The following is a 17,526-nucleotide window of genomic DNA, read 5'->3' as shown; positions in this document are numbered from 1 at the left end:
ATTTATGAAACGAAACAAATAAGAGAGATTATACGTCGCGTGGCTCCTATGGCAAAAACTATTTTATATGGTTCGCAAGCAAGGAACGAAGCGCGTAGCGACAGTGATATTGACCTGCTTATCCTGCTTGACGGCGAGAAAATGACATTGAAGGACGAAGAATCTATCACACTGCCACTTTACGAACTGGAACTGAAAACCGGAGTCTCTATCAGCCCGATAGTCACGCTCAAAAAACTTTGGGAGAACCGCCCATTTACCCCCCCCCCTTTTTTATATTAACGTCACCAATGAAGGTGTCGTGTTATGAGAGAAATCTTGGATGAAGGAAGCCGAAGTAATGATTCGGGAAATGTTTTAAAATGTAGCTACCCCTCTATTTCTCCTTTGCCAGTGTAAATACAAACTCAAGTCCACCTCCCTGATTGTTCTTGGCGGAGATGTTGCCGCCGTGGATAATAACGGCGTTCTTAACAATAGCCAGTCCCAATCCTGTTCCGCCTAGTTTGCGTGAGCGACCTTTGTCTACCCGGTAGAAGCGTTCGAAGAGACGGTTCAGATGTTCGGGTGATACACCTATACCAGTGTCGGCGAAGCTGAAATAGTAGAAATTCTCATCTTCACGGAAACAGTTGATATTTATCTGAATATTGCTTCCGGCGTATGCGATGGCATTGTCCATCAGGTTGCGGAAGATGGAATATAGCAATGAATAATTACCTTTGACTTGTATGCTCTTTTTCAGAGAGTTGATTACTGTGATATGCTTTTCGTCGAGTTCCAGAGATACTTCATTGATAATATTTCCGACAAGTACACTAATATCCACTCGTTCCATATCAATCATGCTAGCGGCTTCATCCATGCGGGTGAGTACGGAAATGTCGCGTAGCAGCCGGCTCAAACGATTGCTTTGTGCATAACAACGTTCGAGGAATACGTTTATCTTTTCACGTGGAATATTCTCGTTGCTGACAATGGTTTCCAGATATCCTTGAATACTGCTGACAGGAGTCTTCAACTCATGGGCTATATTTTGAGTCAGTTGGCGTTTGAGTCTTACTTGTTCTTCTTCCTGGGTGACGTCGTTGATGGAAATTTCAAAGCTGGCATCCTGGAAGATGATACATTCTACGATAAATGTCCGCCCGTTCTTGTTGATGGTAACTGACATTCGCTTTTCACCTTTTCCTCTCGATCGTTCTTGCTGGTTCTTATTGATAAAATGAATAATCTCTTTTAGTTCGCTGATGGCAAAGACTTCTTCTGTTGTTTCCAGATTGGAGTCCGAAATCAGGTTACTGTATTGGGTGAAAAGATTGTTGACAAGAATCTCTTTCTTGTCTTTTGTAAATACTCCTAATCCTTCGTGCGAGATTTGGAGATGAGTGATTAGCTTTTCACGTTCGATGTAGAGAGCTTCTTTGGTTTCGTGCAATCGTTTGTAGATTTGGATGATGTGTTGTGAGATTTCTCCCAGTTCATTATGTGGAAAAGCGGATTGCATAGCCATTTCGATAGGCTCGTTTCGGTCGGCACGCATGGCAAATTCACGGAGCTGGCTGATGGAAGTGCCCAGTTTGTTGGTGAATTTATAGAAGATAATCATTAATAATAAGGTTACGATGATGGTAAACCATAGATAGTGCGGGTCTGCTTGCAGGTTGTTGATGAGGCTGACGTTATAAGGCAAAGCCGAACGGACAATATAATCTTTATAACGAGTGGCCGAATAAAAATAGGGAACTCCGGTTGTTTCGGAAGTACGGCGTACGTCATATCCGTTGCCATGCTTTATTGCTTTCTGTACTTCCGGACGATTCAGATGGTTTTCTATTTGGTTATTATGATTTGGATAACTGTCGTAAACAACATTTCCTTCTGCATCAATAAGGGTCACACGCAAGTCTTCCAGAATATGTTTGTTGATATAACCGCTGATTATTTCGCTATCAAGAGGTTGCTCTTCCAATTGTTCGTAGAGTCTGCTGTTGTAATCTTGCAGTTTTGTATTCAGCAGTTCTATTTTATATTCCCGTTCACGTTGATACTGGTACGCAATAAAACAAATGGCAAATACCAGAAAGAGTGAAATAACCGAAAGGAACAGCTTCCGGCTGAAAGAAAGAAAATGTTTTTGAGTTACAGGCAGGTTCATAATAATTGCTTAATTCGGTATTATTACTTATTCAGCTTCAAAACAGTATCCGTATCCGAGACGGGTGACAATACGTTTGCCGTATACCCCAATCTTTTTACGTAGACGGGTGATGTTTACGTCGATAGTACGGTCGAGCACGTACACTTCGTCACTCCAGATGCGGGCCAGGATGTCTTCACGGGAAAATACACGTCCTTTATTCTGTACCAGCAGAAGCAAGATCTCAAATTCTTTTTTGGTCAATGGCACTTCTTCATCGTCGATACTTACTTTTTTCTTTGTGATGTCAATAACGAGCGACTGATAAGTAAGACGTTCGGGGACTCTTTCCGTTTCCGTTGTCACTGTGCGTCTTAATACGGCTTTCACACGGGCGATGACTTCACGCAGCGAGAAAGGTTTTGAAATATAATCGTCTGCTCCCAGGTTGAATCCGGTCACAGTATCGTTTTCGGTATCTTTTGCTGTGATAAAGATAATAGGCACTTTAGCTGTTTTCTTGTCTTTTTTCAGGATGTTCGCCATTTTGAATCCGGAGATTTCTCCCATCATCACATCGAGGAGAATCAAGTGATAGCTGCTGATGTCCATCTTCATTGCTTCTTCAGCAGAGTTTGCAGTATCAACTTCATAACCTTCGTTTTCAAGATTGAATTTCAGAATCTCACAGAGGTCTTCTTCATCGTCGACAACTAGAATACGGTAATCGTTCATAAGATGTATGTATTAATGTGATATGACAAAGTTACGTTTTTATTTTATCCTTTGCAAAGATGAGGAGACTTTGTTACGGGCAGATGAAACAGACGTTACAATCGTGTTACATTCCGGGAATTCCGAGAATTGATGAGGAATATGGAAGTTTTTGTTGATTGTAAGAGGAAAAACCGCTCACTATTTGTTATCTTTGTTAGCGAGATACAATAGAAACGTTTGATTATAGAAACTACAAATAATGATAAAAATTGACTTAAAACGGCATCGGAAGGAAATAATAGGATCTGTGGTGGTACTGTTAATTCTCCTTGGCGGTATGTCTGTGTTTAAATATACTTCATTCAATTCCGGTTTTGAGATTGTGGATGATCTGGGCGGGAATATATTTCCGTCAGCGATTTTGTCTGTTGCCACTACTGATGCGCAGGTGATTGTTCCGTCGGATTCTAATTATTTGGGGAATCCGAAATCGTGTATTGCTGTTCGGGTGAAGTCGAAGACAGCCTATAGCCGGGTACGGATTGAAGTGGCTGAAACGCCTTTTTTCTCCCGTTCGGTGTCGGAATTTGTACTAAACAAGCCTCGAACGGAATATACGATTTATCCTGATATCATCTGGAACTATGAAGCTCTGAAAAATGAGGTGCAGGCAGAACCGGTAAGTGTGGCTATTACTGTCGAGATGAATGGAAAAGATTTGGGGCAACGGGTGCGTACATTCTCTGTGCGCAGTATCAATGAATGTCTGTTGGGGTATGTATCGAATGGAACCAAATTCCATGATACAAGTATTTTCTTTGCTGCCTATGTCAATGAAGAGAATCCGATGATTGACCAGTTGCTTCGCGAAGCACTGAATACTCGTATTGTCAATCGCTTCTTAGGCTATCAGAGTAAGGCTAAAGGGGCGGTGGACAAGCAGGTGTATGCTCTCTGGAATATATTGCAGAAACGCAAATTCCGTTACAGTTCTGTTTCCAACACCAGCCTTTCGAGCAATGTTGTTTTCTCGCAGCGGGTTCGTACGTTTGATGATGCACTGGAATCTTCGCAGATTAATTGTGTGGACGGTAGCGTACTGTTTGCATCACTGCTTCGGGCTATAAATATCGATCCTATTCTGGTACGTACGCCGGGACACATGTTTGTGGGGTATTATACCGATAATTCACATACTGATAAGAACTTCCTGGAAACAACAATGATTGGTGATGTCGATCTGGATGACTTTTTCCCGGATGAACAGCTGGACTCCACAATGGTAGGCAAGTCGCAGAATGAAATGTCGCTATTGACTTTCGAGAAATCGAAGCAATATGCTAATAAGAAGTATAAGGAGAACGAAGAAGGTATTCATTCCGGGAAATTGAATTATATGTTTTTGGAGATTTCTAAAGAAGTGCGGAGGAAAATACAGCCGATAGGAAAATGAAGAATTAAAAATGAAGAATGAAGAATATCCTTGCGGTATACTTGCATAGCGCAGCAAAATTCTTCATTCTTCGTTCTTCATTCTTCATTATTAATTCGTATTTTTGCCCAAGTAATCATTTTTAATATAAAAGGATGCAAGGCAAGAAATTTATCTCTCCCGGAGCATGGTTTTCTATGAACTATCCATCAGACTGGAATGAGTTTGAAGATGGCGAAGGCTCTTTTCTTTTCTATAATCCCGATGTATGGACGGGAAATTTTCGTATATCCGCATTTAAAGGAAAAGCCGGTTATGGTAAAGATGTCATCCGGCAGGAACTGAAAGAGAATGATTCGGCTTCGTTGGTGAAAGTCGGAACGTGGGAATGTGCGTATAGCAAAGAAATGTTTCAGGAAGAGGGGACGTATTATACTTCCCATTTGTGGATTACAGGAGTTGACGATATTGCTTTCGAATGTTCTTTTACTGTACTTAAAGGCGGAGTTGTGAAGGAGGCGGAAGATGTAATCGCTACTTTGGAGGTACGCAAAGAAGGGCAGAAGTATCCTGCTGAACTGATCCCGGCCCGTCTTTCTGAAATCTATCTGATTAATGAAGCGTACGAATGGGTGGTATCTACCGTGAAGCAGGAATTGAAAAAAGATTTTCAGGGAATAGAAGAAGACCTGGAGAAACTTCAGCAGGTGATTAATAGCGGTAAGATTGGCTCGAAAAAGAAAGAGGAATGGTTGGCAATCGGCATCACAGTTTGCATAATTCTGACGAATGAAGTGGAAGGTATGGAATGGAAAACGTTGATTGACGGTAACCGGGAAGCTCCTGTATTACAATATAAAGACCGTATCATCGACCCGCTGAAACTGGCATGGAGTAAAGTAAAGGCAGGAGAACCTTGCGACATTATTGAAGAGTATAAATCCGTGATTATTAATCACTAATCACTAACCAACTAATTACTAAATTACGTGGCTGTACCTTATTTACAGATAGATAACCTGACCAAGTCCTTCGGTGACTTGGTTCTTTTTGAAAATATATCTTTTGGCATTGCTGAAGGCCAGCGTGTAGGATTGATAGCGAAGAACGGCAGCGGAAAAACTACTTTATTGAATATAATCGCCGGAAAAGAAGGTTATGATAGCGGTAACATTGTTTTCCGTCGTGACCTTCGGGTGGATTATCTGGAACAAGATCCACAGTATCCCGAAGAGTTGACCGTGCTTGAAGCCTGTTTCCATCACGGTAACAGTACCGTGGAACTGATAAAAGAGTATGAACGTTGCATGGAGACTGAAGGTCATCCGGGATTGGAAAATCTTCTGGCGCGTATGGATCAGGAAAAAGCCTGGGAATATGAACAGAAAGCCAAACAAATTCTTTCGCAACTCAAAATCCGCAACTTCGACCAAAAAGTGAAGCAACTGTCCGGTGGACAGTTGAAGCGCGTTGCTTTAGCCAATGCGTTGATTACCGAGCCGGATCTGCTTATCCTTGATGAGCCAACCAATCACCTGGACTTGGATATGACCGAATGGCTGGAAGATTACCTGCGTCGTACCAATCTTAGTTTGCTGATGGTGACGCACGACCGTTATTTCCTTGATCGTGTTTGTTCGGAGATTATCGAAATAGACAATCAACAAATCTACCAATATAAAGGTAACTACAGTTATTATCTCGAGAAACGTCAGGAACGTATCGAAGCTAAAAGTGTAGAAATAGAACGTGCCAACAACCTTTACCGTACGGAACTCGACTGGATGCGCCGGATGCCGCAGGCACGCGGGCATAAAGCCCGTTACCGGGAAGATGCTTTTTATGAATTGGAAAAGGTGGCAAAGCAACGTTTCAACAATGATAATGTGAAGCTGGAGGTGAAAGCATCCTATATCGGTAGTAAGATATTCGAGGCCGATCACTTGTTTAAGAGCTTCGGTGACTTGAAGATACTGGATGATTTTTCTTATATCTTTGCCCGCTATGAAAAGATGGGCATTGTGGGAAATAACGGAACAGGTAAATCTACTTTCATCAAGATATTAATGGGGCAGGTTGCGCCCGACAGTGGAACGGTGGATGTTGGTGAAACTGTTCGTTTCGGCTATTACTCGCAGGATGGCCTTCAGTTCGATGAACAAATGAAGGTTATTGATGTAGTGCAGGATATTGCCGAAGTGATTGAACTGGGTAATGGAAAGAAACTGACTGCTTCGCAATTCTTACAGCATTTTCTGTTTACTCCCGAAACGCAACATAGCTATGTCTATAAGTTGAGCGGGGGCGAGCGTCGTCGTCTTTATCTGTGTACCATCCTGATGCGTAACCCTAACTTCCTGGTGCTTGACGAACCTACCAACGACCTCGATATTATCACTCTGAACGTGCTTGAAGAATATCTTCAAAATTTCAAAGGTTGTGTGATTGTTGTTTCTCACGACCGCTACTTTATGGATAAGGTAGTAGACCATTTGATGGTATTCAATGGACAGGGAGATATTCGCGACTTCCCCGGAAACTATAGCGACTATCGTGACTGGAAAGACGCGAAAGCTCAAAAGGAGAAAGAAGCTGAAAAGCCGCAGGAAGAAAAGACTGCCCGTGTTCGTTTGAACGACAAACGGAAGATGAGTTTCAAGGAAAAACGAGAGTTCGAGCAATTGGAAAAGGAGATAGCAGAATTAGAAACAGAAAAAGTGCAGATTGAAGAACTCTTATGTAGCGGTACCCTTTCTGTTGACGAATTGACAGAGAAATCGAAACGTTTGCCTGAAGTCAATGACCTGATTGATGAGAAAACAATGCGATGGCTGGAACTTAGTGAAATAGAAGGCTGATTTGTGCCATTGTATCACTAGAATAGTCTGATAATGATAATAACTTTGATAATATATCCCGGACAACATATAACCTTGTATGACAAACCTAACCAATTATCATAGCCACTGTCTGTATTGTGACGGACGCGCCAATATGGAAGATTTTATTCGTTTTGCTATCAGTGAAGGATTTACTTCCTATGGCATTTCTTCCCATGCTCCACTGCCGTTTTCTACTGCATGGACGATGGAGTGGGATAGAATGGATGATTACCTTTCCGAATTTTCCCGTCTGAAGAAGAAATATGCAGATAAAATAGAGCTTGCCATTGGTCTTGAAATAGATTACCTGAACGAAGAAAGCAACCCTTCTTTACCCTGTTTTCAAAAACTACCACTTGACTACCGGATAGGTTCCGTACATATGTTGTACTCTCCGGAAGGAAAAATCGTAGATATTGATACTCCGGCAGATCTTTTCCGTCAATTGGTAGACAAGCACTTCGATGGTGACTTGGATTCTGTTGTCCACCTTTACTATAAGAACCTGCTTCGTATGGTAGAATTGGGAGGATTTGATATTGTCGGTCATGCTGACAAGATGCATTATAATGCTTCCTGTTATCGTCCGGGATTATTGGATGAACCGTGGTATGATGCATTGGTTCGCAAATATTTCACCGCCATTGCCGAATATGGTTATATCGTTGAAATAAATACTAAATCTTATCACGATTTAGGAACGTTCTATCCCAATAAACGATATTTTTCATTCCTGAAAGAACTAGGTATCAGAGTACAGGTGAACAGTGATGCGCATTATCCGGAACGGATTAATAATGGACGTGCCGAGGCATTGGCTGCTTTGAAGAAGGCAGGTTTTACTTCAGTTGCAGAGTGGCATAATGGAAAATGGGAAGAAAGAGAAATTGAATAAAGAAATAGAATTTAGTCAATCTCCAAAGTGCCTCCTTAATAAACTGATAATTTATTTTGTTTATTAAGGAGGCGCTTTCTTTAAGGATGTTTTGAGATGTTATTCAGTTCTTTTGCAAGCATTTGCCTGGAAAAACTCGTTCAATGTATCTTCATAGTTACCATGAAGCATAATATGATGATTTCCCAATGGATTCTTCAGAAAATACTCGGCTGGAGTATTCATGCGGATGCGTACTTGCGTGCGGCACATATTAATATAATTGGTATTTTCAGTCAATGTTCCAGTAGATAAGTAATATTCGTCCAGACATTCACCGCCGCATTTTATAATCGTTACGTCTCCTGTTGGAAGTAACCCTTGTATGGCAATTCCTTTTTCTGTTTCAAAATGATTGCGGATAATGTATCTCTCCGTTTGTTTGAGTCCTATGGTGCAGTGTGCTAATATCAGCTCGTTCGTACGGGAATTAATCATGGAAGGATTTGCCATAAATCCGTCCTTGCCCGTAAGCGCTTTCACTGCTAATAGCGTAAATACAGATTGAAGATCGCCTTCACAACCTGCTATTATCCCGTCATCATTCAATAAAGATAATGCCACGCATCCGGTAGTGTCGATTTGTTCAATCAATTTGAAGCAGCTCAATGTCAGTGCTTCCAGATTTTCTTCCTGACATACCTTTTTTATCGCCCGGTACAGCCGCATGGATTTGATTAAATCTTCGGGAGTTCCTTCGCGACAGGCAAGAGCTTGCGATGCTACAGCTGCACATGATGCTCCGACTTGATCATCCGTTATTTGTTGAAATTGTTCGTAAATCCGTTCCAATGGAATATCTACATATTCAATTCCCCAACGACGTTTTGCCAACAGGTAGTCTACGTTACTGGCAACTAACCAGGAAGAAGGAGTTCCGATGACTCCGATACGTTTGCCGAATAAGGAACGTTGTGCACGGAAATTATTATAAAGTGTATGAATACGCAGGATGATAGCAGGTAATTCGCCATGTAGTATTTCGCTCTTCATTCCACGTCCCCGTAACCATGTGGAGATTTCCAATGCGGCAGCAAGAGAGTTCTGCATGCCGTCTGCCAGTAAAATGGCAGGGCGGGGGAGGTTTTCGAATTGCTGTATGACCAGTCTTTCCACCCCACCGGTAGCGATAAAAATGATTTTGAAATCATCACTACTAAGCTTGTCCATATCTTGATAATCGACGAGCTTTACGGTATAATATTTTTCAATTTCGCTTAAAATAGCTTCGTGTGAGCTACGTAGCGAGACTTGTTTGTGAAGGATTGATGCAAATGAGATAAGGTGTATGGTCATTATGATATTGTTTTAAGTTTTCCGTATGACAAATGTATAGCTTTCTTTTCAAATTACCATAACGATTTTAACCTTGCTAAGGTTTTTAAAGTTTTTATGTCTCTGTATTCAAATTATTGCGTACATTTGCAGCTCCAAGTAGAAAAAGTAAATAGTAATTAAGTAATTTGTAGTTAAAATTATGCCAACCATATCCATTCGCGGAAACGAGATGCCTGCATCTCCTATCAGAAAGCTGGCTCCTTTGGCAGACGCTGCCAAGCAACGTGGAGTCCATGTGTTTCACCTGAACATCGGACAGCCTGATCTGCCCACTCCTCAGGCCGCGATTGACGCGATACGCAATATTGACCGGAAGGTATTGGAGTATAGTCCAAGTGCCGGTTATCGTAGCTATCGCGAGAAATTAGTAGGATATTATGCGAAATTCAATATCAACCTTACAGCAGACGATATAATCATTACATCAGGAGGTTCGGAAGCCGTACTTTTTTCCTTCCTTTCCTGCCTGAATCCGGGAGATGAAATAATCGTTCCGGAACCGGCTTATGCTAACTATATGGCATTTGCAATCTCTGCCGGAGCAAAGATCCGCACCATTGCTACGACCATTGAAGAGGGCTTTTCTCTTCCGAAAGTAGAGAAGTTTGAAGAACTGATTAATGAGCGTACCAAAGCGATTCTTATTTGTAATCCCAACAATCCTACCGGTTATTTGTATACCCGTCGTGAAATGAATCAGATTCGTGACCTGGTAAAGAAGTACGATTTGTTCCTTTTCTCCGATGAAGTATATCGTGAATTTATATATACCGGTTCTCCTTATATCTCTGCCTGCCATTTGGAAGGTATTGAGAATAATGTGGTATTAATTGACTCCGTATCCAAACGTTATTCAGAATGTGGTATTCGTATTGGTGCGTTGATAACCAAAAACAAGGAGATACGCGATGCTGTCATGAAGTTCTGCCAGGCTCGTTTGAGTCCTCCATTGATCGGACAGATTGCTGCAGAGGCCTCTTTGGATGCTCCGGAAGAGTATTCTCGTGAAACGTATGATGAATATGTAGAACGTCGTAAATGCTTGATTGACGGTTTGAACCGTATTCCCGGTGTCTATTCACCCATCCCGATGGGCGCTTTCTATACAGTAGCGAAACTCCCGGTAGATGATTCCGACAAGTTCTGTGCATGGTGCCTCTCTGATTTTGAATATGAAGGTCAGACGGTATTCATGGCTCCGGCTTCCGGTTTCTATACCACTCCGGGTTCCGGCATTAATGAAGTTCGTATTGCTTACGTATTGAAGAAAGAAGATTTAACCCGTGCGCTTTTTGTCTTGCAGAAGGCTTTGGAAGCATATCCGGGAAGAACAGAATGAAATTTAAGTATTAAGTATTAGGTATTAAGTATTAACCGTAGCTTCTTGTGTGTTTGCTCGTGTGTATAATTGTCTAATACTTTATGTCTAATACTTAATACTTAATACTTAATACTTAACCCAATGTCTCTATCACTTTTCATAGCTCGGCGTATCTATCGTGAAAGCGATGGCGGAAAGCAGGTGTCACGTCCTGCGGTCCTCATTGCCATGGCGGGTATTGCTATTGGTTTGGCTGTGATGATTATTGCGGTGGCGGTAGTTATCGGGTTTAAAAGTGAGGTGAGAAATAAAGTCATAGGATTCGGGTCACATATTCAGATAACTAATCTGGATGCCGTCAGTTCTTACGAAACTCATCCGATTGTGGTAGGAGACAGTATGATGACTGCTCTTGCTGATTATCCGGAGATAAGCCATGTGCAGCGTTTCTCTACCAAACCGGGTATGATTAAGACCGATGACGCTTTTCAAGGAATGGTGTTAAAAGGGGTAGGTCCGGAGTTCGACCCCCATTTTATAAAAGAGTATTTGGTAGAAGGGGAGATTCCTGTTTTCAGTGATTCAGTATCTACCAATCAAGTGCTTATCTCGAAAGCGTTGGCAACTAAAATGAAGTTGAAACTGGGAGATAAGATATATACCTATTATATACAGGATGATATTCGTGCTCGTCGCCTGACGATTGCCGGAATTTATCAGACGAACTTCTCCGAATACGACAACCTCTTTTTACTGACGGATCTCAATCTGGTGAATCGCTTGAACGGTTGGCAACCGGAACAGGTGACCGGTGTGGAATTACAGGTGAAAGATTATGATAAACTGGAAGATATAACCTATGAGATCGCAACTGATATTGACAACAGGCAAGATGAACTGGGAGGTGTGTATTATGTGCGTAACATCGAACAACTGAATCCTCAAATCTTTGCCTGGCTTGATTTATTGGATTTGAACGTATGGGTGATTCTGATTTTGATGATAGGAGTTGCCGGCTTCACCATGATTTCCGGTTTACTGATTATTATCATCGAACGCACCAATATGATTGGGATTTTAAAAGCATTAGGAGCCAATAATTTCACGATTCGCAGAACCTTTCTTTGGTTTGCAGTCTTTCTGATTGGCAAAGGCATGCTCTGGGGCAATGCCATTGGTTTGGCATTCTGTATTCTTCAATCTCAATTCGGACTTTTCAAACTTGATCCGGAGACTTATTATGTAGATACTGTCCCGGTATCTTTTAATGTTTTACTTTTTATCTTGATTAATTTGGGTACTTTGTTTGCTTCTGTATTGATGTTGATTGGTCCTTCATTTTTGATTACCAAGATCAATCCGGCAAGCTCCATGAGATACGAATAATCCTCTTTTTATCTACCCGTTTTCTACTGCATAAATAATTTAGTCTGTTGCGTGATGTGGAGTGAATAATATGTCTATATTTGCGCCCAATTTACTTAATATCCTCTTGTAGGTTTAATTTTTAACCATTATGAATAATGTGTTAATCCTGTTGGATAATCTGGATGACTGGAAACCGTATTACGAGACAAGTAGTGTCCTGACTGTTTCCGACTATCTGAAAAACAAGCCGGTAGAAAAAGACCGGAAGTTAGTTATTAATCTTAGCGATGATTACAGTTATAACTCTGAAGGGTATTACTGTTCATTGTTAGCCCAAACGAGAGGACAGAAAGTCATTCCGGATGTTGATATAATCAACAAGTTGGAGACCGGGACGGGTGTTCGGATGGATCGTAGTCTGCAAGCCCTCTGTTACCAGTGGATACAGAAGAACAATGTCAAAGACGACATTTGGTATCTGAACATTTACTTTGGCAAATGTAGAGAGAAAGGTCTGGAGCGGATTGCACGATTTATTTTTGAGAATTACCCTTGCCCATTATTGAGGGTGGCTTTGAATACTCATCCCAGAAATCAGATCGAAAGTATTCAATTTCTTCCTCTGAATCGGCTCAATGATGAAGAGCAGGATTTCTTTGCCAACACATTGGATAACTTTAATAAGAAAATATGGCGTGCGCCTAAGTCGGCGAAAGCTTCCCGTTATAGTTTAGCTGTATTGGTTGATCCACAGGAAAAATTTCCGCCCAGCAACAAAGGTGCCTTGCATAAATTGGCAGAAGTTGCCAAGAAGATGAATATTCATGTGGAAATGATTACGGAAGATGACGCCATCCGTTTGCTCGAATTTGATGCCTTGTTCATTCGTACTACAACATCATTGAATCATTATACATTCCATTTGTCGCAATTGGCTGCACAAAACGGAATGGCCGTTATTGACGATCCGCTTTCCATCATCCGGTGTACGAACAAAGTATACCTGAAAGAACTTTTTGAAAAGGAAAAAATTTCTGCTCCTAAGTCAACGCTGATTTTTCAGTCAAACGATCATTCGTTTGAGCAAATCAGCGAACAGGTGGGGGCTCCTTTTATTCTGAAGATACCGGATGGGGCTTATTCTATTGGCATGAAAAAGGTTTCGAATGAGGAAGAACTGCAAGCAAGTCTGAAGATGCTGTTTGAGAAGTCGGCTATCTTACTGGCGCAGGCATTTACTCCTACGGAGTTTGACTGGCGTGTCGGCCTGTTGAATGGGGTACCGCTGTATGCCTGCAAATATTATATGGCAAAAGGACATTGGCAAATTTACTGCCACTATGATTCGGGCAGAAGTCGTTGCGGACTGGTAGATACGATTCCTATTTATCAGGTACCTCGGGTAGTGTTGGATACAGCCGTTAAAGCTGCGAATCTGATCGGAAAGGGATTGTATGGAGTCGACCTGAAAATGGTAGATGATAAAGCCTATGTTATTGAGATCAATGATAATCCGAGTATCGACCATGGGCTGGAAGATGCCATTATCGGTGATGAAATGTATTACCGGTTACTGAATCATTTTGAACAGGCCTTGGAGGCGAAACATTATTGATGATGGAGACGGGTTTATTTGTTCGTAAAGCACAGCAGATTGATATTCCTGCTATTTTGGAAATAGAATGGGAATGTTTTCGGGAAGATAGCTTTTCGAAAGAACAGTTTGCTTATCTGATAAGCCGCTCGAAAGGAACTTTCTATGTAATGATGGAAGGGGATAGGGTAATCGCTTATGTCTCCTTATTATTCCATGGTGGAACTCGTTATCTAAGGATCTATTCGATAGCTGTCCATCCGGATTTCAGAGGGAAAGGATTGGGACAGGCATTGATGGACCAAACGATTCGGACAGCAGACGAATGTAAGGCTGCTAAAATTACTTTGGAAGTGAAGGTGACGAATGCTGCCGCTATTGCGCTATATATGAAAAATGGCTTTATTCCTGCTGGAATAAAGCCATGCTATTATCATGATGGTTCGGATGCTATTTATATGCAACGGTTGATTCCATGAATTCATCTTCTCATGAAATCTCCTTTTCCTCGAAAGAATTGGCAAATCTTGAAATTCAGCGACTGTATAGGTTGGAGAAGGTCGAATACCGGTAATGAGAAATAGTATTTCCGATTTCCTCCCATTTCTTTGGCTGTTTGGTTAATAACGACAATTTGCATGATGAAGCGTAGTAACCAGATTAACAGTGCGATGCCTGCGACTAACCAATGAGAATTGAGGACGCCGGATGCGATGCCTGCTATACAGGAAACATAGAATAACAGACGGGAGAAAGTCTCAAATCCCAAAAGGTATCGTTGTATTCCCTGATAATATCTTGCGGTCGCTATATAGCTTATTTTTTCCTCTTTCCATTCTTTGTATCGGTACACAGGATTTATCCGTGTGGTGGCGTTGATGTCTGTTTCGACGCGGGTATTTGAAGGAGTTGCCAACTGGTTGATGAATAGGTCATCCTCTCCACGTTGCAGGTTCAGGTATTTGGAGAATCCTTTCTGTTGGAAAAACAACTCTTTCCGGTAAGCTAAGTTACGTCCGATACCCATATATGGTTTTCCGGCTAAAGCGAATCCCAGATAACGCAAGGATTGGAAGAGGGTATCAAATGCGGTACGTTTGTGCAACCATCCTTTTGTACGGTCATAGCCGCTATATCCCAATACGATTTGAGTCTGCGGAGTAAAGTTGCGTGCCATTAACTTTAACCATTGGTTACTTGCCGGCATACAGTTTGTTTCTGTAAATACCAGCCAATCATGTTTACTGGCTTTAATGCCTAATGTCAGGGCCAGTTTTTTATGACTGATATAGCGTGCGCTTTCAGGGGTAAAACTATGGTAAAGATGAGGATATTTTTCTTCCATCATTCCCAGTATATCCTCGGTTTCATCTGTGGAAGCATCGTTGATGACAATCACCTCGAATTGCGGATAATCCTGTTCCAGAATGGCTGGCAGGATTTTACGCAGGTTTTCAGCCTCATTGCGTGCGCAGAGAATTACGGAAAGTGGAGGCAGTTCTCGTGAAAAATGTACCTCTTCTTTGCGTACAGCCTTATTATGGGCATGTATCCGATTGTACAGGCCAAAATAATAGATGAGCTGAATGATAAAAAGAATACCTGCCGCTGATAAAAGAATCAGTTCGACAGTATTGAATGTAAATGTTTCCATCAAATTTTAGTGTCGTTTTTACAACGGCAAAAGTACACAATTTTTCGGTAGTTCCGTCATCTCGACGGGAGGTTATTTCGTAAGTCCAGATATTCTTTTTTAAACATATCTACAAAAAGGAAGAATAACGCAAGCAACAACGGACCGAAGATCACTCCCATAAACCCAAATAACGGCAGACCGATGACTACTCCGAAAATGGTGATAAGCGGATGTGTATCTGCCATTTTCTTTTGGAGAATAAACCGGATCAGGTTATCTGACTGTGATACGACGATGGCTCCATAAGCAGCAATTCCGATGGCATTAAACCAGTCTCCGCTTATGGCAAGGTAAGCGGCTACGGGAAACCATACCAGTGCGGTGCCTACCATCGGAATAATGGTTGCAAAGCAGGTCAGAAATCCCAGCATCAATATGTTGGGTGCTCCGAAAAGGAGATAACCGATCATGGCTACTCCTCCCTGAATGATAGCCAGCAAGGGAATACCGATGGCATTGGAACGAACAATCATATTGATTTCGTGGATCACTTCTTGAGTATTGGTCTCGTTAAATGGCAGAATATCGTTGACGTATGCTTCCATTTTTTTCCCTCCGATCAACATGAAATAAAGTACAAAGATCATGACGAACAGGTTGATGGCGAGACTGCTGATACTCTCCATTATGATTTGTCCGATACGGGGAAGTATGGAGACAATGAATGTCAATGTATCTTTTCCTAATACATCATATCCTGTTTTCTCTTTGATAAATTCGGCTACTTGTTGGATCGGTGCGATATACGTTTGTGGGTCCAGATTGATATCTTGTAGTTTATTTACTACCATCCAGACGGTCAGTCCCAAAGGAATAAGGAAGACAAAAATAGTTTCTGCGGTAATCAGTAAAGCACTTAGGCTACGTTTTAGCTTTCGTTTTTCTACCAGATATCTCATCTGTCCGCGTACAAGAATATAAATAGTGAGTGCTCCCAATAATCCTCCCAGGAATGGAGTGATTTGTCGGAAGATGATGATCCCCATAAATAGGATGATGACGATGAGGGAATATTTCCAGTATTGTTCTTTGGTGCTCATATCATGTGAAATTCGTTTATATAATGAACAATTAAGGTATAGGAAAGGTTTGTTTTATGGTGAGATAACGAAATGAAAACAGTTTGGTTTCATTGAGCGGATATTCGTTAATATCCAATTGATTTATGTTAAATGTTAACGGATTGGTTGTTTCTATTAAACCATGTTATAAGATACGCTGCTTTGACCTGAAAATTTGGAGATAACCGAAAAGCTCGTATCTTTGTAATGTGTTTTTCATAGTATTAGATTTAAGGTTAACAAAGATTGGCTGTCTGGGATAGATAGCCTTTTTTTATGTTATATATTCTGCTCTGTTTGACTATCCTCTTGGTTTTTCACAAAAAGCATTTGATTCCCACGTCCCACTTTACAGATTATGCCTTCTTTGGCAAACCGCTTTAAATCCTCTAATGCTTTATTTTTCAGTCGTCCGGTCAGTTCGGTATATGTGGTGCGTGTGATGAATCCATATCGGTTGACGTGTTCAAGTAGTCTTCTTTTCAGTTCTTCGTCATCCAGTTGGCTTGAAGCTTGGAAAAATAGTTTTTGAGCCCGTTCCAGTTTACCCGTTGCTTTCTTCTTGAATGTTTTGGAAGCAAGGAAATTCACTCCGTTGAATTGAATGGAAGGTGAACGCAGGTCTTTTTTATCTTTCACCAGTCGGGATTTTATCTTTCCGGAAAAATAACCGAACTCACCTACTTCTACCCGGTAGCCTTGTCCTATGTATTCTCCCACGAGGTCTACAAGTTCCATCAGTGTACCTTCTACCACTCCCGGCTTGTATCCGGTGCGGGCAACGAGTTGTTTCAATAGTTGTTTGGTGTTGATAGTGCCGTTAAATACAATGCTGGGGTACAACACATCCTTTTCTCCCTCTTTTGTAGTGAGAGCCGGTTTCTTCTTAAAGTCGTAATATGCCATTATTCTGATAATTAAATATATTCTCTGTATTCTTTATTGTTTTTTACTGTAGCTTTTATGAAACTGCTTAGTATAATTTTGCTCGTCCTGTTATAGGGTGTCTATTGTCCTGTTATAAAAAACTATTTGTTTTAAGC

Annotated in this window: 14 protein-coding genes and 1 pseudogene; 9 read left to right on the top strand and 6 right to left on the bottom strand. The window is 41.3% G+C overall.

From position 1 onward, the window contains the following. The first annotated feature begins 48 nt into the window (after positions 1 to 48). Positions 49 to 310, top strand: a pseudogene (locus tag HMPREF0106_RS0124600) (nucleotidyltransferase family protein). A gap of 66 nt (positions 311 to 376) precedes the next feature. Here HMPREF0106_RS0124600 and HMPREF0106_RS12885 read toward each other — a convergent pair. Next, positions 377 to 2,158, bottom strand: a complete 1,782-nt coding sequence (locus tag HMPREF0106_RS12885; protein ID WP_008644720.1) for a sensor histidine kinase — start codon at positions 2,156 to 2,158, stop codon at positions 377 to 379. A gap of 27 nt (positions 2,159 to 2,185) precedes the next feature. Next, positions 2,186 to 2,875, bottom strand: a complete 690-nt coding sequence (locus tag HMPREF0106_RS12890) for a response regulator transcription factor (protein WP_009039917.1) — start codon at positions 2,873 to 2,875, stop codon at positions 2,186 to 2,188. A gap of 241 nt (positions 2,876 to 3,116) precedes the next feature. On the opposite strand from HMPREF0106_RS12890, the gene HMPREF0106_RS12895 reads away from it, so the two are divergent. The 4 genes from HMPREF0106_RS12895 (at position 3,117) to HMPREF0106_RS12910 (ending at position 8,066) form a co-directional block, all read left to right on the top strand. Next, a complete protein-coding gene (locus HMPREF0106_RS12895; RefSeq protein WP_009039916.1) occupies positions 3,117 to 4,310 on the top strand; it encodes a hypothetical protein in 1,194 nt (397 codons plus the stop codon). A gap of 134 nt (positions 4,311 to 4,444) precedes the next feature. Beyond that, positions 4,445 to 5,251: a DUF3805 domain-containing protein gene (locus HMPREF0106_RS12900; protein ID WP_009039915.1), complete on the top strand. Its 807-nt coding sequence runs from the start codon at positions 4,445 to 4,447 to the stop codon at positions 5,249 to 5,251. A gap of 27 nt (positions 5,252 to 5,278) precedes the next feature. Further along, on the top strand, positions 5,279 to 7,147 hold the full coding sequence (locus HMPREF0106_RS12905) for an ABC-F family ATP-binding cassette domain-containing protein (RefSeq protein WP_004314837.1): 1,869 nt from the start codon (positions 5,279 to 5,281) through the stop codon (positions 7,145 to 7,147). 79 nt (positions 7,148 to 7,226) lie between these two features. After that, positions 7,227 to 8,066, top strand: coding sequence for a histidinol-phosphatase (locus HMPREF0106_RS12910; protein ID WP_004314836.1), 840 nt, complete (start codon positions 7,227 to 7,229; stop codon positions 8,064 to 8,066). A 99-nt stretch (positions 8,067 to 8,165) separates the two neighbouring features. Here the strand turns inward: HMPREF0106_RS12910 and HMPREF0106_RS12915 are convergent, their stop codons facing one another. Then, a complete protein-coding gene (locus tag HMPREF0106_RS12915; RefSeq protein WP_009039914.1) occupies positions 8,166 to 9,401 on the bottom strand; it encodes a fucose isomerase in 1,236 nt (411 codons plus the stop codon). 181 nt (positions 9,402 to 9,582) lie between these two features. Here HMPREF0106_RS12915 and HMPREF0106_RS12920 point away from each other — a divergent pair, with 181 nt between their 5' ends. From HMPREF0106_RS12920 to rimI, 4 genes are all read left to right on the top strand, one after another. Beyond that, the gene (locus HMPREF0106_RS12920; RefSeq protein ID WP_007757808.1) at positions 9,583 to 10,782 is read left to right on the top strand and encodes a pyridoxal phosphate-dependent aminotransferase; all 1,200 of its coding nucleotides are present in this window, start codon (positions 9,583 to 9,585) and stop codon (positions 10,780 to 10,782) included. Positions 10,783 to 10,905: 123 nt separating this feature from the next. After that, positions 10,906 to 12,150 carry an ABC transporter permease gene (locus HMPREF0106_RS12925; RefSeq protein ID WP_004314833.1) on the top strand — a complete coding sequence of 415 codons (1,245 nt, stop codon included), beginning with the start codon at positions 10,906 to 10,908 and terminating at the stop codon, positions 12,148 to 12,150. Positions 12,151 to 12,280: 130 nt separating this feature from the next. After that, entirely contained in the window at positions 12,281 to 13,747 is a 1,467-nt protein-coding gene (locus HMPREF0106_RS12930) for a RimK family protein (protein ID WP_009039913.1), read from the top strand. Then, positions 13,747 to 14,205 carry a ribosomal protein S18-alanine N-acetyltransferase gene (rimI, locus tag HMPREF0106_RS12935; protein ID WP_008025691.1) on the top strand — a complete coding sequence of 153 codons (459 nt, stop codon included), beginning with the start codon at positions 13,747 to 13,749 and terminating at the stop codon, positions 14,203 to 14,205. The genes HMPREF0106_RS12930 and rimI overlap by 1 nt, the downstream gene beginning before the upstream one ends. Before the next feature lie 2 nt (positions 14,206 to 14,207). Here rimI and HMPREF0106_RS12940 read toward each other — a convergent pair whose 3' ends face one another. From HMPREF0106_RS12940 to HMPREF0106_RS12950, 3 genes are all read right to left on the bottom strand, one after another. Continuing rightward, positions 14,208 to 15,380 (bottom strand): glycosyltransferase, encoded by a 1,173-nt coding sequence (locus HMPREF0106_RS12940; protein WP_009039912.1) that lies wholly within the window; start codon positions 15,378 to 15,380, stop codon positions 14,208 to 14,210. 56 nt (positions 15,381 to 15,436) lie between these two features. Continuing rightward, a complete protein-coding gene (locus HMPREF0106_RS12945) occupies positions 15,437 to 16,462 on the bottom strand; it encodes an AI-2E family transporter (RefSeq protein ID WP_009039911.1) in 1,026 nt (341 codons plus the stop codon). Positions 16,463 to 16,762: 300 nt separating this feature from the next. After that, positions 16,763 to 17,389: a hypothetical protein gene (locus HMPREF0106_RS12950; RefSeq protein ID WP_004314827.1), complete on the bottom strand. Its 627-nt coding sequence runs from the start codon at positions 17,387 to 17,389 to the stop codon at positions 16,763 to 16,765. Positions 17,390 to 17,526: the final 137 nt, after the last annotated feature.

Source organism: Bacteroides sp. D22 (genome assembly GCF_000163675.1).
Classification (GTDB): Bacteria; Bacteroidota; Bacteroidia; order Bacteroidales; family Bacteroidaceae; genus Bacteroides; species Bacteroides xylanisolvens.
The sequence above is the reverse complement of the archived record's forward strand: the minus strand, read 5'-3'. Positions and strand labels throughout refer to the sequence as shown.